Genomic DNA, 17,542 nt, shown 5'->3' with positions numbered 1-17,542 from the left:
CCTCCAAAAAGGTAGGCGGAGACAATCAGGAAACGCAGCAAGATGAAAGACCCATGATCGCCGAGGCTCCTTAAATATGTGCAACAATGCCTTTGCGCCGGATCTGCCAACAGCCCGCGTCATCAGACTGTAGCATTGCCGGGTTAAACGCCCTGAACTTCACAAATCGGTGACAAGACTCAGATGACGGAATTCGCCCCCGACGCCGGCCTCCAAAAGAACCGGAAACTCAAGGACGCTCTGCTGCAGCACAAGGCTTTGTCTAAAGCCGGCCTCTCCGAGCGTTTGTTCGGAATGCTGTTTTCCGGTCTCGTCTATCCGCAGATCTGGGAAGATCCGGATATCGACATGGAGGCGATGGAACTCCAGGCGCATCACCGCATCGTTACCATCGGTTCCGGCGGCTGCAACATGCTTGCCTACCTCTCTCGGAATCCGGCATCCATCGACGTCGTCGACCTCAATCGCCACCATATCGCGCTGAACAAGCTGAAGCTTGCGGCCTTCCGCCTGCTGCCCGGCCATGCGGATCTGGTGCGCTTCTTCGGCACGCCCGATATCGCTGCAAACAGCCAGGCTTACGACCAGTTCATCGCCGCGCGCCTCGATACGGCAACTGCCGACTATTGGAACGGTCGCGATCTCTATGGCCGGCGGCGCATCACCGTCTTCAACCGCAATATCTATAAGACCGGCCTTCTCGGCCGCTTCATCGGAGCCGCTCACATATTGGCGCGGCTGCATGGCGTTCGTCTCGACAAGATGACGGAAGCCCGCACCATGCGCGAGCAGCGCCAGTTCTTCGACGAAGAGATCGCACCGATCTTCGACAAGCGGGCGGTTCGCTGGCTTCTCGGCCGCAAGAGTTCCCTGTTCGGCCTCGGCATCCCGCCGCAGCAATATGACGAGCTTGCAAGCCTTGCGGGTGACGATTCCATATCCGGCGTGCTGAAACACCGGCTGGAGAAGCTCGCCTGTCATTTCCCGATGCGCGAAAACTATTTCGCCTGGCAGGCGTTCGCACGCCGCTATGCCGCCCCGCATCAAGGCCCCTTGCCAACCTATCTGAGACCCGAGCATTATGACGCGATCCGCGCCAATGCCGATCGTGTGAACGTGCATCACGCCAATTTCACCGAGCTTCTCGCCTCCAAGCCGGCGGCCTCGCGCGATCGCTATATCCTGCTCGACGCGCAGGACTGGATGACAGACGAGCAACTCAACGGCCTCTGGGCCGAAATCACCCGCACCGCACGCGAAGGCGCGCGCGTCATTTTCCGCACGGCGGCGGAAAAGAGCATCATCGAAGGCCGTCTGTCTCCGGCCATTCGCGACCAATGGGTCTATTTCGAAGAGCGTTCGCACGAACTCAATGCCCGTGATCGCTCGGCCATCTACGGCGGCTTCCACATCTATGGGAAAAAAGCGTGAGCCGGGCGGATACAGGCATAGGAACCGGCACGAACAACCATGCCAGGCTGATGGACGGCATGTACCGCTATCAGCGCCATATCTATGATCTGACCCGCAAATATTATCTCTTCGGGCGCGACCGCACGATCGAGCACCTGAATGTACCGACGGGCGGCTCGCTGCTGGAAGTCGGCTGCGGCACCGGCCGCAACATGCTGCTCGCCCATCGGCGCTTTCCGTCCGCCCGCCTCTATGGCCTAGACATCTCGCAGGAGATGCTGATCTCGGCGCGCAACAATTTCCGCAGCCTGAAGCAGATGCCGGATTTTCGCGTCGCCGATGCTACGGCCTTTTCGGCCGGAGACTTCGGCGTCGGTGACGGCTTCGACCGCGTGATGATTTCCTACGCGCTGTCGATGATCCCCGATTGGAAAAGCGCTATCGACGCATCGCTCGATGCGGTTGCGCCAGGCGGCGAGCTTCATATCGTCGATTTCGGCCAGCAGGAGGGATTGCCCGGCTGGTTCCGCGCCCTGCTCAAAGGCTGGCTGAAGAAGTTTCACGTCAGCCCGCGCGCCGATCTTCTGACCGTTCTGGAAGAAAAAACCCAAGCACGCGGCATGACGTTGAAGACGGAAAGAATCGGCCGCGGTTATGCCTGGCGAGCCGTGGCAAGCCGGCACGGCGCCTGAAAGGCGATCAATTCCAGCCCAGAAGCCGGGCTCGGAAGACCCAAGCATAAGAATTTGCTTGAAGATAACGCATTTTTTACGTTGATATGGTGAATAAAGTGGCAAGACCAGCTGGCGACGGTATGGTCTGCCGCTCTTTCGGATTCTCGGGGACCATATACGGAAGCCAAATCTTGGGGCAGCAAGATCACTCGCGCCATAACAGGGTACACATGCGCCGGCTTCTGGCATGCCTACTGCCGCTCGCCTTTTTCTTGAATGGCTGCACGACGGGCTATGACGCCCTCTCGACAACAGCCCTTCCCAAGACCAGGTTCGCCGATACCAAACCGCAGGATTTCGGCCGCGACCACCCGCAGCGCCATCCCATCCACGGCATCGACATTTCCAAATGGCAGGGCGATATCGACTGGCAGGCCGTCAAGAGCTCGGGTGTCGCGTTCGTCTTCATCAAGGCAACGGAGGGCAAGGACCGGATCGACCCGCGCTTCACCGAATATTGGAATGAGGCAAGTGCTGCAGGACTTCTGCATGCGCCCTACCATTTCTTCTATTTCTGCTCCACCGCCGACGAACAGGCCGATTGGTTCATCCGCAATGTGCCGAAGGAAACCGTGGCACTCCCGCCCGTCGTCGATGTCGAATGGAACCCCGGCTCGCCGACTTGCAAGACCAGGCCGGCTCCTGAAACGGTGCGAACCGAGATCAAGCGCTTCATGGATCGCCTGGAAGCCTATTACGGCAAGCGGCCGATCATCTACACATCGGTCGACTTCCATCGCGAAAACCTTGTCGGCTACTTCAAGGACTACCACTTCTGGGTCCGCTCGGTCGCCAAGCATCCGAAGGAGACTTACGCGGATCGCAACTGGGCCTTCTGGCAATATACGTCGACGGGCGTCATCCCCGGCATAAAAGGTCCGGCGGATATCAATGTCTTTTCCGGTTCTGAACAAAATTGGCACAACTGGGTAGCCGCAGTACAGAAGCAGGGAAATTCTTGAGAATGCGGCCATTTCTCTCTTGCTTATGTCACAATCTTCTGTGAAAGCGACCCTATTCTATCACCAGAGAGGATCGTTCATGGACCGTCATACCATTCGACGCAGCGCGCTCGCGTTGATCTTCGCCTCGGCCATGGCCGGCACGGCAATCGCTCAGAGCGCAGCCCCGAGCACGGACGGTGCCAATGCTCCCAAGGTTGCATGCGGTGGCGATCTCGCTGCCTTCCTGGCCGGCGTGAAGAATGAGGCGATTGCGGCCGGCGCCGATGCCGCAGCCGCCGACAAGACGCTGGCCGGTGCACAGATTGATCCCAAGGTTCTCGCAATGGACCGCAACCAGGGTGTCTTCCGCCAGACCTTCCTCGAATTCTCGCAGCGCACCGTCAGCCAGGGCCGTCTCGACATCGGCCGCCAGAAGATGAAGCAATATGCCGACGTCTTCGCCAAGGCCGAGAAGGACTATGGCGTACCTGCCGCTGTCATCACCACTTACTGGGCGATGGAAACCGATTTCGGCGTTGTACAGGGCAACTTCAACACTCGTAACGCGCTGGTAACCCTTTCTCACGACTGCCGTCGTCCCGAGTTTTTCCGTCCGCGCTTGATCTCCTATATCGAAATGGTTCAGCACGGCGATGCCGATCCCGATACAACGACGGGTGCATGGGCAGGCGAGATCGGCCAGACACAGATGCTTCCGCCGTCTATCATCAAATACGGCGTTGATGGCGACGGCGATGGCCATGTGAATATGAAGACCAGCGCGCCCGACGTCATTCTGACGACAGCCAAGTATTTCCAGAGCCTCGGCTTTCAGCGCGGCCAGCCCTGGCTGCAGGAAGTATCGGTCCCGGACAATCTTCCCTGGGAAAAATCCGGCATTGGCGGCACGCTGACGGCTGGTGATTGGTTCAAGCTCGGTGTTAAGCCGCGTGACGGCAACACAAATTTCGGCTCCTTGGCGGCTGCGCTTATCCTGCCGCAAGGCCGCAAGGGTCCTGCTTTCCTGGCCTATCCGAACTACACCAACGCCTATCTCGGATGGAACCAGTCTTTCGTTTACACGACCTCTGCCGCCTATTTCGCCACCCGCTTTGCCGGTGCTCCGCCCTATAACAAGGGCACGCCGGAGCCTGGCCTGAACGATGTCGACATGAAGGCGCTTCAGACCAAGCTCGTGGCTCGCGGCTACGATGTCGGCAAGATCGACGGCATCCTGGGCTCCGGCACGCGTGTCGCCATCCAGAAGGAGCAGTTCCGTCTGGGTCTGCCGGCAGACGGCTGGGCGACCACGGCATTGCTCAACGCGCTCTGATTTTCCTGCATGGATCGATCGGAAAGGCGGCTCCAAGCCGCCTTTTTTATCTTCTTCCCTTGTTCTTGTAAGCCTCCGCGATCGCGCAACAGCAACAAACGGGTGGAACCCGGCACTCTTCCGATTTAGATAGATCGAAAGAGGAGAGATACCATGAATGGCGAGCACCGAATGAGCGTGTCGACCTGGGGGCTGCTGCTATTGCTCGGGCTGATCTGGGGTGGGTCGTTCTTCTTTGCCCGTATCGCGGTTCACCATGTCCCGCCCTTCACGCTCGTCCTTCTGCGCTTGTCGCTGGCGGCCGTGGCGCTGCATATCTATCTCGCCGGCCGCCTTGATATCTATCAGTCGCTGCGGCGCCGGTGGCCGCAATTTCTGCTGTTGGGCCTGATCAACAACGCGACACCGCATACCTTGATCTTCTGCGGCCAGACACAGATGGGCGCCGGGCTTGCGTCCCTCCTGAACGCGACGACACCGATCTGGACCGTATTGATCGGCAATCAATTGACGAGCGACGAGCGCCTGACGTCGGCCAAGCTGGCTGGCTGCCTCATGGGATTGCTTGGAACCGTAGTGCTGCTTGGGCCGAGCGTTACCGATAGCGCTTCCGTTCCCTTCTGGGCACTGTCGCTGCCGATCCTCGCGGCGGTTTCCTATGGCTTTGCCGCGATTTATGCCAAACGCTTCAAGGGCATCGCGCCGCCGGTCGTGGCAGCAGGCCAGCTGACAGGCTCCTCGCTCATCATGCTGCCGCTTGCGCTGATGATCGATCAGCCCTGGACGCTTTCCATTCCACCAGTTAGCGCAATTGCTGCCATCCTTGGCCTGGCGTTCCTATCGACCGCCTTCGCCTACATCCTCTATTTTCGCATCATCGAGCGCGCAGGCGCCACCAATACCTCCCTCGTCACGCTGCTCGTACCGCCGAGCGCGCTATTGCTGGGTTTCCTCTTTTTGGGCGAGCGGATGGGTCGCAGCGAAATCACCGGCATGCTGCTCGTAGCCGCGGGTCTACTCGTCCTCGATGGGCGGCTTTTCATGTGGATGAAAAGCAGCGTCGGAACGCGCGAAACGTGATCTCGGGCTCCTTCCGGAGGCCCGCGCTCACACCATATTAATATTTATTCACAGCCCGTCATTCAGCCAATAATCGATATTCATTCAGTAAAATCAAATTGTTGCCGCAACGATCTGAATCACATCGCGAACTCGATATCGCGCCGCAGCATCGAATGTTCTTTCCAAACGACACATTTTCGACATAAAATTTAACGGCTGACTGAGGAGGAAGACATGGGATTAACACGATCCATCAACGTCCTGGTGGTCGGTGCGGCCTTCGCGTTCGTCGTGACGATGCTTTTCATCTGATACGCTTGGCGAAATTCGCAGACGATCAAACTCCGAAAAAGCTAACAAACCCCTGTTTGATTAGAAAGGCGCGTGTCCGGGTTGGGCATGCGCTTTTCCATTAGAGCCTTTCCGCTTTTCTTCGAATCGCGAAAACGCTCCGTCCTGTTATTTTTACGCAATTCCGGACGTAAAACTGCTGCGCAATTTTTCCTGGAATTGCTTTACCTCACCCTAAGTGCTCAGGCGGCAGCGCCTGCACGGACATCCGCCTTGCGCTGAAGACCCAGCCTTTTGAGCACGTCGGAAATCAGCGCCGAGCGGTTCATCGTGTAGAGATGAAACTCATGGATGCCACGACGCACCAGGTCCTGGATCTGCTCGGCAGCCACCTCGGCGGCGACCTTGGCGCGGTCTTCGGTATTCTCGTCCAAACCTTCGAAACGCGTGTCGAGCCAGGAAGGGATGCTTGCGCCGCAAGCACCCGCAAAGCGCTTGAGCTGCGTCAGGTTCTGGATCGGCATGATGCCCGGCACGATGGGAATCTGGATACCGGCCGCACGGACGCGATCATGATAGCGCTCGAAAGCATCATTATCGAAGAAGAACTGGGTCAACGCCCGATCGGCGCCATTCTCGGCCTTGCGCTTCAGCATGTCGATATCGGCTGATGTGTCGCGGCTTTCCGGATGCTTTTCGGGATAGGCCGAGACGGATATATCGAAATCGCCGCGCTCGCGCAAAGCACCGACCAATTCCGCGGCATTGGCATAACCGCCCGGATGCGGCTGATAGGCCGCGCCGACACCGCCTGGGGGATCGCCGCGCAGGGCAACGAAACGACGAACGCCTGCCGCCAGAAATTCGTCGATCACCCGATGCGTATCCTCACGCGTGGCACCGACGCAGGTCAGGTGCGATGCGGTCGTGAACGGCGTCTCATGGATCATCCTGCGTACGGCCGAAAGCGTCGGCGCCTTGGTCGAGCCGCCTGCCCCATAGGTCACTGAAACGAACTCAGGCTCCCAGTCGCTGAGTTCCTCGACGGTGTTCCACAGTTGCTGCTCGGCCTCTTCCGACTTCGGCGGAAAGAACTCGAAGGAGATGCGGATACCGTCATTGCGGCTTTCTGATCTCGAAGACATGTCAAACTCTCCCGGCAAGAATGGGGGACGAATGAAGGTCTTGGCCGGCTGCAATCAGCAGCCGTGGATCGCGTGCCAGCCAGATGGTGACCGTCAGCGCCTGCCCGCCTTCCTTCCCCGAATGAAGGTCCTGCACGCGCTCCACATCCAGCCCCGCCAATTTCAGCCAATCCGACATGGTCTGATGGGAGAAGCCGAGACGCAGATGCGCATGCTCGTCACGCAGATATTCCAGCCCGTGCGGCGCAAGATCGATGATCACAAGCCGGCCGCCGGGCCGCAGCATTCGCGCCGCTTCGGTCACGGCGATCTCCGGCTGATCGAGAAAATGCAGGACCTGATGGATGGTGATGAGGTCGAAATCCTGCTGTTCCAGCGGCAGGTTGAAAATATCGCCGTGACGCACTGAGGCGGCCGTGATGTTGGCCCGATCGAGATTGGCGCGGGCGACCGCCAGCATGTCGCGGCTAGCATCGATGCCGACTGCGCGGCGATAGTGTCCGGCCAGAAGCTGCAGCATCCGACCCGTACCTGTGCCAAGATCGAGGAAGGCGTCGATAGGCTGCGGACCGATCAGCTCGATCAGCGCCTTGTCGACGTCTTCGTCGGCGACATGGAGGCGCCGCAGTTCATCCCATTCGGCGGCATTCCGGCTGAAATAGGTCTGAGCACGCTCGGCGCGAACACGCTTTACGGAGGCAAGACGCTCGCCGTCACGCAGCAGCACCGTATCCTTTTCGGCAGTATGGCGCAGGAGACTGCGCGCCAGCGTCACGGCCTTGCCCTCTTGCTTCAGGCGGAAATAAGCCCAGGCGCCCTCCTGGTAACGATCGATCAATCCGGCTTCGCCAAGCAGCTTCAAATGCCTGGAAATGCGAGGCTGCGACTGGCCGAGAATTTCGGTAAGATCGGTCACCGTCAGGTCGCCGGCCGCGAGCAATGCGAGAAGACGCAAGCGGGTCGGCTCGCCGACTGCCTTCAGCACGTCCACCACCTCGTCCAAACCGAGTTTAACCAGATCCGTCATTCCACACCCAATCAAGATATAAAGATATCTTTATGTGATTTGAGTACAGTGTGCAAGAGCCAATCCACCACGGCGGCAATTCGACGTCGGAAATCTGTTAATTTCTGGCGAAAACGGAATATTCCATTCCGTTGCCAGATACGCAAAAACCCCGGACAAGCCGGGATTTTCGAAGAGCGAAACCGAGAGTTTAACGCGTCAGTCGCTTGTGCGCCTGGCTGCCCGGATTGAGTGCATCAGGACCGAGCCGGCGGATCTTGTCCTGCTCGTAATCCTCGAAGTTGCCTTCGAACCATTCGACATGACCTTCGCCTTCAAAGGCCAGGATATGCGTGGCCAGGCGGTCGAGGAACATGCGGTCGTGGCTGATGATGATGGCGCAGCCGGCGAAGTTTTCGAGTGCGCTTTCCAGCGCCCCCAGCGTTTCCGTATCGAGGTCGTTGGTTGGTTCGTCGAGCAGCAGCACGTTGCCGCCAGCCTTCAGCATCTTGGCCAGGTGAACGCGGTTGCGCTGACCGCCAGAGAGATTGCCGACCTTCTGCTGCTGGTCGCCGCCCTTGAAGTTGAAGGCGCCGCAATAGGCGCGCGAGTTCATGTCGAACTTGCCGAGCTTGATGACTTCGGCGCCGCCGGAGATTTCTTCCCAAACCGTCTTGTTGCCGTCAAGCGCGTCGCGGCTCTGGTCGACATAGCTGAGATGCACCGTCTCGCCGATGCGGATCGAGCCGGAATCCGGCTTTTCCTGCCCGGTGATCATCTTGAAGAGGGTCGTCTTGCCGGCGCCGTTCGGGCCGATGATACCGACGATGCCGCCGGGCGGCAGCTTGATCGACAGATCGTTGATCAGCGTGCGGCCTTCGAAACCCTTGGTGATGCCCTCCATCTCGATCACCACCTGACCGAGACGCTCGCTGACCGGAATGATGATCTGCGCGTCGCCAGGACGCTGATTTTCGGCGGCATCGACCAGCTGTTCGTAAGCGTTGATACGCGCCTTGGACTTGGCCTGACGGGCTTTGGGGCTGGAGGCGATCCATTCCTGTTCACGGCTGATTGCCTTCTGGCGGCCGGCTTCTTCGCGGGCTTCCTGCTGCATGCGCTTGGCCTTGGCCCGCAGATAAGCGGAATAGTTGCCTTCGTAGGGAATGCCGCGGCCGCGGTCGAGTTCGAGGATCCAGCCGGTAACATTGTCGAGGAAGTAGCGGTCGTGGGTGATCATCATCACGGCACCCGGATAGTCGCGCAGGTGCTTTTCCAGCCAGGCGATGGTCTCAGCGTCGAGATGGTTGGTCGGTTCGTCGAGCAGCAGCAGGTCCGGCTGCGAGAGAAGCAGGCGGCACAGCGCGATACGACGGCGCTCGCCGCCGGAAAGGCTGGTCACTTCGGCATCGCGCGGCGGGCAGCACAACGCTTCCATCGCCATCTCGACCTGGCTTTCCAGATCCCAGAGATTCTGGCTGTCGATGATATCCTGGAGCTTGGCGCCCTCTTCCGCAGTCTCGTCGGAATAGTTCATCATCAATTCGTTGTAACGATTGAGGATTTCGGTTTTCTTGGCAACGCCTTCCATGACGTTTTCGAACACCGTCTTATTGGGATCGAGCTGAGGCTCCTGCGCCAGGTAGCCGATGGTGGCGCCTTCGGCCAGCCAGGCTTCGCCGGTATATTCCTTGTCGAGGCCGGCCATGATGCGCAGCACGGTCGATTTACCCGCACCGTTCGGACCGAGGATACCGATCTTGGCGTCTGGATAGAAGGAGAGATGGATGTTCTCGAGGATCTTCTTGGCGCCATAGGCCTTATTCAGACCGGCCATATGATAAATGAACTGACGTGCCATAGCTTGGGTTACTCCACGGGCGGTAACATTGCGAATTGTGCCGCTATGTAGGCGAAACCCGGCCCTCGGGCAACGGCGAAACCTTGTCCGAGGGCATTTATCCGCGCCGCAAAGGCCGGATTGTGCTAGAAACCAGCTGCGTCCACCACGCCACGATCGCAGCCGAACGATGTGCTGCCGGCGCCCTGGATCAGTTTTGCGAGCCGCGGCTCGCTGCTTTGCTGCGGATCGATCGCATCTTCGGAGAGGCCGATGGTCAGCTCCGAAATCACCCTGACATCGCCAACCTGTCGGCAGCTCATCTTGATGCGCGCATTGGCACCTTCGCCGAAGCTTTGGTCAAAGGCTGCCTTGACGCTTTCCGCGTCCAGCTCCTTGCCGATATTCTAGGCGAAGAGTTCGCGCACGGCAGACGTGTTGAGTTCGGCGATCAGGCCGGCGGCGATGGAGAAATATTGATCGGCGCTAAGCTTCGTGCAGGTGCCGTGCTTGACCCATTCGTGCCGCTCGAGACCGGATTGCGTGCCCGGCATCACTTTGTCCAGCTTCGTCTTGACGTCCTGCGACAGTTGCACGGCCGGCAGGTCCTTCCAGTCGCGGCCGCGATCGGCCTGCTTCAAATCCTCCGAAACATCGCAATATTCCTGCCTCATGGGCCAAAGGCCATGCAGCGAGAAATTCTTCGCATCGTAATTGCTCGGCGACTGGTTCCGGCATTCCGCCTTTTTCTGGTTCGCCGCGCAAAATGCCGGCTCCCAGCTTGCCGCCAGGATAAAACGCGTCCGCCCACGGCTATGCTCCTGCGCCATGGCGCTGGCGGCCGTTCCGATTGAGAGAAATACAACTGCAAATACCCGAAGCAACTGCCTCATTCCTGCCTCCGATTAGAACATTATGGGAACAAATAAGCAGTTTGATCGAGCGGGCGCAACCCTGAATCGTAGCGCTCGGAAAGATTTATTTCTGTGAGCTTCGACACCTATCCATTGCAATCGGCCGAATGATAACCTTTCGTTCAAATGAGGAGGACCCAATGCATGTTCGCGGATAAGCAGCGCCTGAATAGCTTGACGGGCGCGAAGATTGCCTATCATCACGTGCCGGCGGCGGCAGAAGCGCGCGGCATTCTGCTGATATCGCATGGTCTTGCCGAACACTCCCGCCGCTACGAAGCCTTTGCCGATGCGATGGCCAGCCAAGGCTTCCATGTCTACGCCCACGATCATCGCGGCCACGGCGAGACCATCGCCCACGATGCGCCGATCGGCCGCTTTGCGCGAAGAGACGGCGTGGAACTGGTCATCGCCGACGTACTCGCCATGCGCGAGCTTGCCGCAAGCGCCCATCCCGGCCTGCCGGTCATTCTCTTTGGTCACTCCATGGGCGGATTGATCAGTTTGAACACGGTCGTCACGTATCCGGACAAATTCGACGCCGTCGCCGTCTGGAACGCCAACTTCAATCCGGGCCTTGCCGGCCGTGCCGCCCAGCTCATCCTCAAGACCGAGCGCATGTTCAAAGGGTCGGATGTCCCCAGCGGGCCGTTGCCGAAGCTGACCTTCGGGATCTGGGGCAAATCGATCGAGAACTACCGCACCGACTTCGACTGGCTCTCGCGCATCCCCGAGCAGGTGGACAAATATATCGCCGATCCGCTTTGCGGTTTCGATGCCTCCGTCTCGCTTTGGCTCGATCTGTTCGAGCTCACCTTCCGCGCGCCGCAGAAGACCTATCTTGACCGGCTCCGACGCAACATACCGATTCACCTCGTCGGAGGCGGCGAGGATCCGGCGACCGACAACGCCAAAGCGATCTCCTGGCTCGCAAATCATTTGAAACGCGCGGGCTTCTCTCATATTACAACCGAGATCTACCCCAACATGCGGCACGAGACGCTCAACGATATCGGTGCCGACGAAGCCACCGCCCGATTTGCCGACTGGTGCAAGAAGGTGGTGACAAAGAACTGATTCTCAAGGAAATTCTGCAATGAACACTTCCAGCGGCTCTTCGGTCCGATTGCCGCAATCGGAACTGACCTTCGGCCTGTTGATGATGTTCCTCTCCGTCATCCTCTCGCCGATCATAGACATCTTTTCCAAGCTCGCTGCCGCCACCGTTCCACCGGGCGAAGTCACAGCCGCGCGCTTCGTTTTTCAAGCGCTCTTCGCTCTGCCGATGATGGCGATGCGCCGGCAATGGGGAGTGTGGACATGGCGGCGCAGCGGCGTCCATGCCATTCGAGCCGCAGTGCTGACGCTGTCCATGGTGTCGTTCGTCACCACGCTGCAGGTAATGGAGGTGGCTGATGCCATCGCGATCTTCTTCGTCGAGCCGATAATGCTCACCATCCTCAGCAGCATCTTCCTGAAGGAAACCATCGGCTGGCGGCGCTATACGGCCTGCGCCGTCGGTTTTTTCGGCGCGATGCTGATCATCCAGCCGAGCTTTCAAGAAGTCGGCTTCATCGCCCTGCTTCCCGTCGTCGCCGCGCTTTGCATCGCGGTCTACGTGATGATCACGCGTGTCGTCTCCCATAGCGAGGATGCCTGGTCGATGCAGTTCCAGACCGCCTTGTGGGGTATCGGCTTCGGCCTGGCGCTGCTTGCCGTCGGCCGGGCGACAGGATCTGCGATCCTCGATCCTGTCATGCCGGATCCCACGGCCATGCTCCATCTCTTCGGCGTTGGTGCCACCGCAGCCGCCGCTGGCATCCTCACGGTCTACGCCTATCGCGCCGTGCCGGCCTCGACGCTCGCACCGCTGCAATATTTCGAAATCGTCTCGGCGACGATCTTCGGCTGGCTCGTCTTCCGTAACTTCCCGGATGCGATCAAGTGGCTCGGCATCCTCATCATCATCGGCTCGGGCCTCTACATCCTCTGGCGCGAGCGGCGCTTTGCTTCCAAGCCCGTATCCGATACATCTGAAACAGCGTTCATGCCGTAAGCGAGTGGATCGACATGACTGACGAGAAGACCAAGAAACCTCCGCTTTCCGGTGTTCGTGTCATCGAGCTTGCCCGCGTTCTGGCTGGTCCATGGGCAGGGCAGATGCTGGCCGATCTTGGCGCCGACGTCATCAAGGTGGAAAATCCCGACGGCGGCGACGACACACGCCAATGGGGACCTCCCTTCGTCGAGGGCAAGGGCGGCGAAAATCTCTCCGCCGCCTATTACCATTCCGCCAATCGCGGCAAGCGCTCCATCACCGCCGACCTCAGGACCGAGGAAGGACAGGATGTGGTGCGCAGGCTGGTAAAGACAGCCGACGTGGTGATCGAGAATTTCAAGCTCGGCGGCCTGGTCAAATACGGGCTGGATTATGAAAGCCTGAGAAAGATCAATCCCCGCATCGTCTACTGTTCGATCACGGGCTTCGGCCAGACCGGCCCCTATGCCAATCTCGCAGGCTACGATTATATCGTTCAGGGCATGTCCGGCTTCATGTCGATCACGGGCGAACCGGATGGCCAGCCGATGAAGGCGGGTGTCGCGATCGCCGACATCTTCACCGGTATCTATGCCGTTTCTGCGATCGAGGCTGCCCTGATCCATGCCTTGAAAAGCGGCGAAGGGCAGCGGATCGACATGGCGCTGCTCGATGTGCAATCGGCCGTGCTTGCCAATCAGAACATGAACTATCTGATCTCCGGCAAGCCGCCGGTAAGGCTCGGCAACGCCCATCCTAACATCTCGCCATATGAAGTCGTGCCCACGGCCGACGGCTACCTCATACTGGCCGTCGGCAATGACGGACAATTCCGGCGCCTCTGCGTCATTCTCGGCATGGAATCCCATGCCGGCGACGAGCGCTACGCGACCAACAAGGCCCGCGTCGCCAACCGCAATGAGGTACGGGCTTTCATCTCGGCGCAGACGCTCAAATGGAATAAGGCGGATCTGCTCCGAGTCTGCGAGGCCAATGCGGTGCCGGCCGGCGCCATCAACACGATCGAGGATATGTTCGCCGCTCCGCAGATTGTGGCACGCGGCCTGAGGATCGATCTCGAGGACAGCGCCGGCACCGTCATTCCAAGCGTGCGAACGCCGATCGTGCTGTCGGAAACGCCGTTGACCTATACACGGCCGAGCCCGCGCCTCGGCGAACATCAGGAGGAAGTTCTGGCCGAATTGGCCGAACTGGAGGGAAAGGCAGGCACATGAAGCGAACAGGCGGGCAACTCATCGTCGAGGCTTTGAAGGCAAATGGCGTGCAGCGTATTTCCTGCGTGCCGGGCGAGAGTTTTCTCGCCGTGCTCGACGCCTTGCATGACAGCGACATCAACGTGCTCGTCTGCCGCCAGGAAGGCGGGGCTGCGATGATGGCGGATACCTGGGGCCGTTTGACCGGCGAGCCCGGCATTTGCATGGTCACACGCGGCCCCGGCGCCACAAACGCGTCCGCCGGCCTTCATATCGCGCGGCAGGATTCGATCCCGATGATCTTGTTCATCGGCCAGGTTCAGCGCGATGCCCGCGAACGCGAGGCATTTCAGGAAGTGGAATTCCGCCGGGCCTTTACCGAATTCGCGAAATGGGTCGGCGAGATCGACGACGCCGCCCGCATTCCGGAATTTGTGACCCGCGCCTTCGCCGTCGCGACATCGGGGCGCCCTGGCCCTGTTGTACTGACCTTGCCCGAGGACATGCTGCGCGATGAGGTCGAGGCGCCGGAAGCACGGCCATACGCGCCGGTTGCCGCCCATCCCGGCCGCGGCCAGCTCGCTGATCTCAGGCAGCGCCTCGCTGCGGCAAAGCGGCCGATGGTGATCCTCGGCGGCTCACGCTGGAACGAAGAGGCCGTTGCCGGCATCCGCCAGTTCGCGGAGCGTTTCAGGCTGCCGGTCGGCTGCTCCTTCCGCAGGCAGATGCTGTTCGACCATCTGCATCCGAACTATGCCGGCGATGTCGGCATCGGCATCAACCCGGCGCTGGCAAATGAGATCAAGGAAGCGGATCTATTGATCCTTCTCGGCGGCCGCCTTTCCGAGATGCCGTCGTCCGGCTACACGCTTGTCGATATCCCCTACCCGCGCCAGCAGCTCGTCCACATCCATCCCGATCCCTCGGAACTCGGCCGCGTCTATCGTCCGGACCTGGCCATCTGCGCCAGCCCGGCAGATTTCGTCGCGGCGCTGGCGGACCTCGCTCCGCCGACCGAAACACCTTGGGCGGAGCGGACGCAACACATGCACGCCGCCTACCTTGCCTGGTCGGTGACACCGGAGAAAAGCCCCGGCGCGGTTCACATGGGCCGCATCATGGATTGGATCGAAGCCAACACCGCTGACGATGCGATCTTCACCAATGGCGCCGGCAACTATGCGACCTGGCTGCACCGCTTCCATCGCTTTCGCCGCTTCAACACACAGGCGGCGCCGGCATCGGGCTCGATGGGCTATGGCCTGCCGGCGGCAGTTGCGGCGAAACAGCTCTTTCCGGAGCGCGAGGTCATCTGCTTTGCCGGTGACGGCTGTTTCATGATGCATGGTCAGGAATTCGCAACCGCCGTCCAGTACCGACTGCCGCTGATCGCCTTGGTCATCAACAACGGCATGTACGGCACGATCCGCATGCATCAGGAGCGCGAATATCCCGGTCGCGTCAGCGCCACGGCGCTCGACAATCCAGATTTCGCAGCGCTGGCCCGCGCCTATGGCGGCCATGGTGAAATCGTGAGAGCGACAAAAGAATTCGGCCCGGCGTTCGAACGGGCTCGCGCAAGCGGCAAGCCGGCAATCATTGAGATCGCACTCGATCCGGAAGCGATCACGCCCTCGCGCACCCTGACGGAAATCGCTCAAACAAAAGGCCGGTGAGCACAAGCCTACCGGCCTTTCATAAATTAGGCTGTACCCGATTTAGCCGATAGCTGCGGTCACAATGAATTCGACCTTGTACTTCGGTGCGGCCAGCTTGGCTTCGCTAGTCGCACGGGCCGGCGTATGGGCCGGATCGACCCAGGCTTCCCAGGCGGCGTTCATTTCGGCGAAGTAGGAGATATCGGACAGATAGATGAGCGTCTGCAGGATCTTCGACTTGCTGGAGCCGGCTGCAGCGAGTAGGCGATCGACTTCAGCCAGCGCCGACTTGCACTGCTCCGTAACGCTTTCGCCTTCGCCAACCTGGCCGGCGAGATAAACGGTGTTGCCGTGGATGACAGCGCCGCTCATGCGGGCGCCAACGTCGATGCGCTTGATGCTCATGGTCTTCTCCTGATGTTGTTTTTCGACAGGTAAACAGGGCGCGGCCGATGGCCTGCCTTCAAATTAAAGGGCCGAGGACCCAATGGGTCAGCCGCGAATGTGATGCGTCTTCTGATAGATTGCCGTCGAGCGGGCGCCAGACCGGCAATAGCCGAGCATCGGGCGCGGGAACTCGTCCAGAGCATCGACCATGCCCTGCACTGCTTCCTCGGTAACGCCCATGGGGCCAACCGGGACATGAGTGATTTCCAGGCCCAGTTCCTTGGCGCGCGCCGCGATGACGCCGAACGGTGTCTGATCCGGGCTTTCATTGTCGGGACGATGACAAACGATGGACTTGAAACCCATGGCCTTGATCTGGTCGAGATCCTCAATGCTGATCTGGCCGGATACCGAATACTCATCGTCGATCGGGCGGATATCCATGGTTCATGTCCTCTCTAAAACCGTGGCCTTGGTCTACGCCGCCCCAAAGCAGGCGTCAACCGCGGCACACTCTCAAACGAAGGCGAAGCTGAGCATGAAATCGCGGACTTCCCCGGGCTGGAGAATATTGAATTCGCCCGCGTCCTCAAGCTCTGCGCGCGAGACCCAGCGATGCGAAACCGGTTCGATACCGAGCACATGTGCGGGGGAGCGCTGATTGCGCCAGACCTGCAGGAACGGCAGCGTATCGGTGCCGAAACGCACTCTCAAAGACTTGCCGCCGATGGCCGCGATCGGCCCGAGGCTGATTTCAGCCCAATCTTCCCCTTTGTCCTGTGCCGGCACGCAGAAGATATCGCCCCCCTCCTTGCCGAACGTCCAGGGAAATCCGCCATTTTCCAGCATCTGCCCGGTGAGGCGCGTGCCGCTGTCGAACCATTTGCCCCCGATATTCATGTGGTACATCAGGAAGACAGGCATCGCCTCGACGCTCGTATTGACGATGCGATCAGCAAGCGACACTTCACCGGTCACGCCGTCGATCCGCCAATGGCGCTCCAGTCTCGCCGTCCGTCCTTCGGCGGTGACGACATCGATATCGGCCCGGCATTCCGCATTTCCTCCCTCGAACCTTGTCCAGAGAATTTTCGCCGGATGAGAGGAAAAGGAACCATGCAGAGGGTAGCGCTTGCCTTCGAAAGCCCCCGTCATCGGATCGGGATGGCGGATATGATCCGGGCCACAGGTAAAGAGGAAGCCTTGTACGGAATGACTGATACGCGGATCGCCATCATCGGGAACGGCGCTTCCAGGCGCAAGATTGTGGCCCTCGACGAGGCAGTCACCGATATCGAGCACGGAGGCGTCATCCAGCGCCAGCTTCGGCCCTTTGGCCGCAGAAAAATCCATCATCCCTAAAGTCCTCCGTGATCGCCTCCGCGCGGGCGCTGTTCCACGATGCCGCGCGGCTGAATAAACGGTGATTTGGCTTACCGAATGTTAACTGGAAGCCTTGATCACATAAATTTTTATATTTTATTCAGCATGATAATCTAAATTTCCATACTGGCGACAAAATTGCCATGTGTGTCAGCCGAACGACTACCCCGAGGATTCGAT

15 protein-coding genes and 1 pseudogene are annotated in these 17,542 nt (G+C 59.6%); 9 read left to right on the top strand and 7 right to left on the bottom strand.

Annotated elements, in window-relative coordinates; all coding sequences use genetic code 11:
- Positions 1-183: 183 nt before the first annotated feature.
- From Q4Q11_RS25225 to Q4Q11_RS25205, 5 genes are all read left to right on the top strand, one after another.
- The gene (locus Q4Q11_RS25225) at positions 184-1,431 is read left to right on the top strand and encodes a BtaA family protein (protein ID WP_112510332.1); all 1,248 of its coding nucleotides are present in this window, start codon (positions 184-186) and stop codon (positions 1,429-1,431) included.
- Positions 1,428-2,105 carry a class I SAM-dependent methyltransferase gene (locus Q4Q11_RS25220; RefSeq protein ID WP_112510334.1) on the top strand — a complete coding sequence of 226 codons (678 nt, stop codon included), beginning with the start codon at positions 1,428-1,430 and terminating at the stop codon, positions 2,103-2,105. Before Q4Q11_RS25225 ends, Q4Q11_RS25220 begins: the two co-directional genes overlap by 4 nt.
- Positions 2,106-2,317: 212 nt before the next feature.
- Entirely contained in the window at positions 2,318-3,109 is a 792-nt protein-coding gene (locus Q4Q11_RS25215; RefSeq protein ID WP_112510337.1) for a glycoside hydrolase family 25 protein, read from the top strand.
- A gap of 79 nt (positions 3,110-3,188) precedes the next feature.
- The gene (locus Q4Q11_RS25210) at positions 3,189-4,424 is read left to right on the top strand and encodes a lytic murein transglycosylase (RefSeq protein ID WP_498571204.1); all 1,236 of its coding nucleotides are present in this window, start codon (positions 3,189-3,191) and stop codon (positions 4,422-4,424) included.
- A gap of 153 nt (positions 4,425-4,577) precedes the next feature.
- Complete coding sequence (locus Q4Q11_RS25205; protein WP_498571203.1) at positions 4,578-5,504, top strand: DMT family transporter; 927 nt, start codon at positions 4,578-4,580, stop codon at positions 5,502-5,504.
- 515 nt (positions 5,505-6,019) lie between these two features.
- Here Q4Q11_RS25205 and metF read toward each other — a convergent pair.
- The 4 genes and pseudogenes from metF to Q4Q11_RS25185 all read right to left on the bottom strand — a co-directional run bounded on the left by metF (position 6,020) and on the right by Q4Q11_RS25185 (position 10,661).
- A complete protein-coding gene (gene metF, locus Q4Q11_RS25200; RefSeq protein ID WP_498571202.1) occupies positions 6,020-6,922 on the bottom strand; it encodes a methylenetetrahydrofolate reductase [NAD(P)H] in 903 nt (300 codons plus the stop codon).
- Between the two features lies 1 nt (position 6,923).
- Entirely contained in the window at positions 6,924-7,949 is a 1,026-nt protein-coding gene (locus Q4Q11_RS25195; RefSeq protein WP_113216310.1) for a metalloregulator ArsR/SmtB family transcription factor, read from the bottom strand.
- Between the two features lie 190 nt (positions 7,950-8,139).
- On the bottom strand, positions 8,140-9,789 hold the full coding sequence (gene ettA, locus Q4Q11_RS25190; RefSeq protein ID WP_112507718.1) for an energy-dependent translational throttle protein EttA: 1,650 nt from the start codon (positions 9,787-9,789) through the stop codon (positions 8,140-8,142).
- 125 nt (positions 9,790-9,914) lie between these two features.
- A pseudogene (locus tag Q4Q11_RS25185) lies at positions 9,915-10,661 on the bottom strand (ribonuclease T2 family protein).
- A 165-nt stretch (positions 10,662-10,826) separates the two neighbouring features.
- Here Q4Q11_RS25185 and Q4Q11_RS25180 point away from each other — a divergent pair.
- Genes Q4Q11_RS25180 through Q4Q11_RS25165 form a run of 4 tightly spaced genes read left to right on the top strand, consistent with a single transcriptional unit; the run spans position 10,827 to position 15,610 of the window.
- Entirely contained in the window at positions 10,827-11,759 is a 933-nt protein-coding gene (locus Q4Q11_RS25180; protein WP_113216312.1) for an alpha/beta hydrolase, read from the top strand.
- A gap of 19 nt (positions 11,760-11,778) precedes the next feature.
- On the top strand, positions 11,779-12,738 hold the full coding sequence (locus tag Q4Q11_RS25175) for a DMT family transporter (RefSeq protein WP_113337646.1): 960 nt from the start codon (positions 11,779-11,781) through the stop codon (positions 12,736-12,738).
- 14 nt (positions 12,739-12,752) lie between these two features.
- A complete protein-coding gene (caiB, locus tag Q4Q11_RS25170; RefSeq protein ID WP_498571201.1) occupies positions 12,753-13,955 on the top strand; it encodes a succinate--glutarate CoA-transferase in 1,203 nt (400 codons plus the stop codon).
- A complete protein-coding gene (locus tag Q4Q11_RS25165; protein ID WP_498571200.1) occupies positions 13,952-15,610 on the top strand; it encodes a thiamine pyrophosphate-binding protein in 1,659 nt (552 codons plus the stop codon). Before caiB ends, Q4Q11_RS25165 begins: the two co-directional genes overlap by 4 nt.
- Before the next feature lie 42 nt (positions 15,611-15,652).
- Here the strand turns inward: Q4Q11_RS25165 and Q4Q11_RS25160 are convergent, their stop codons facing one another.
- The 3 genes from Q4Q11_RS25160 to Q4Q11_RS25150 form a co-directional block, all read right to left on the bottom strand.
- The gene (locus Q4Q11_RS25160) at positions 15,653-15,997 is read right to left on the bottom strand and encodes a RidA family protein (protein WP_112507729.1); all 345 of its coding nucleotides are present in this window, start codon (positions 15,995-15,997) and stop codon (positions 15,653-15,655) included.
- A gap of 87 nt (positions 15,998-16,084) precedes the next feature.
- On the bottom strand, positions 16,085-16,423 hold the full coding sequence (locus Q4Q11_RS25155; protein WP_112507731.1) for a beta-lactamase hydrolase domain-containing protein: 339 nt from the start codon (positions 16,421-16,423) through the stop codon (positions 16,085-16,087).
- A 72-nt stretch (positions 16,424-16,495) separates the two neighbouring features.
- Positions 16,496-17,335, bottom strand: coding sequence for a DUF4432 family protein (locus tag Q4Q11_RS25150; protein WP_112507733.1), 840 nt, complete (start codon positions 17,333-17,335; stop codon positions 16,496-16,498).
- Between the last annotated feature and the right edge of the window lie 207 nt (positions 17,336-17,542).

Source organism: Rhizobium sp. UFLA01-1127 (genome assembly GCF_059803845.1).
Note: the sequence above shows the minus strand (reverse complement) of the source record. Positions and strands in the feature narration are given on the sequence as shown.

Coding starts and splice junctions, on each gene's coding strand:
- Q4Q11_RS25225 (WP_112510332.1), top strand. CDS start 184: ATGACGGAATTCGCCCCCGACGCCGGCCTCCAAAAGAACCGGAAACTC.
- Q4Q11_RS25210 (WP_498571204.1), top strand. CDS start 3,189: ATGGACCGTCATACCATTCGACGCAGCGCGCTCGCGTTGATCTTCGCC.
- Q4Q11_RS25150 (WP_112507733.1), bottom strand. CDS start 17,335: ATGATGGATTTTTCTGCGGCCAAAGGGCCGAAGCTGGCGCTGGATGAC.
- Q4Q11_RS25165 (WP_498571200.1), top strand. CDS start 13,952: ATGAAGCGAACAGGCGGGCAACTCATCGTCGAGGCTTTGAAGGCAAAT.
- Q4Q11_RS25180 (WP_113216312.1), top strand. CDS start 10,827: ATGTTCGCGGATAAGCAGCGCCTGAATAGCTTGACGGGCGCGAAGATT.
- Q4Q11_RS25175 (WP_113337646.1), top strand. CDS start 11,779: ATGAACACTTCCAGCGGCTCTTCGGTCCGATTGCCGCAATCGGAACTG.
- Q4Q11_RS25205 (WP_498571203.1), top strand. CDS start 4,578: ATGAATGGCGAGCACCGAATGAGCGTGTCGACCTGGGGGCTGCTGCTA.
- Q4Q11_RS25195 (WP_113216310.1), bottom strand. CDS start 7,949: ATGACGGATCTGGTTAAACTCGGTTTGGACGAGGTGGTGGACGTGCTG.
- Q4Q11_RS25160 (WP_112507729.1), bottom strand. CDS start 15,997: ATGAGCATCAAGCGCATCGACGTTGGCGCCCGCATGAGCGGCGCTGTC.
- ettA (WP_112507718.1), bottom strand. CDS start 9,789: ATGGCACGTCAGTTCATTTATCATATGGCCGGTCTGAATAAGGCCTAT.
- metF (WP_498571202.1), bottom strand. CDS start 6,922: ATGTCTTCGAGATCAGAAAGCCGCAATGACGGTATCCGCATCTCCTTC.
- Q4Q11_RS25155 (WP_112507731.1), bottom strand. CDS start 16,423: ATGGATATCCGCCCGATCGACGATGAGTATTCGGTATCCGGCCAGATC.
- caiB (WP_498571201.1), top strand. CDS start 12,753: ATGACTGACGAGAAGACCAAGAAACCTCCGCTTTCCGGTGTTCGTGTC.
- Q4Q11_RS25215 (WP_112510337.1), top strand. CDS start 2,318: ATGCGCCGGCTTCTGGCATGCCTACTGCCGCTCGCCTTTTTCTTGAAT.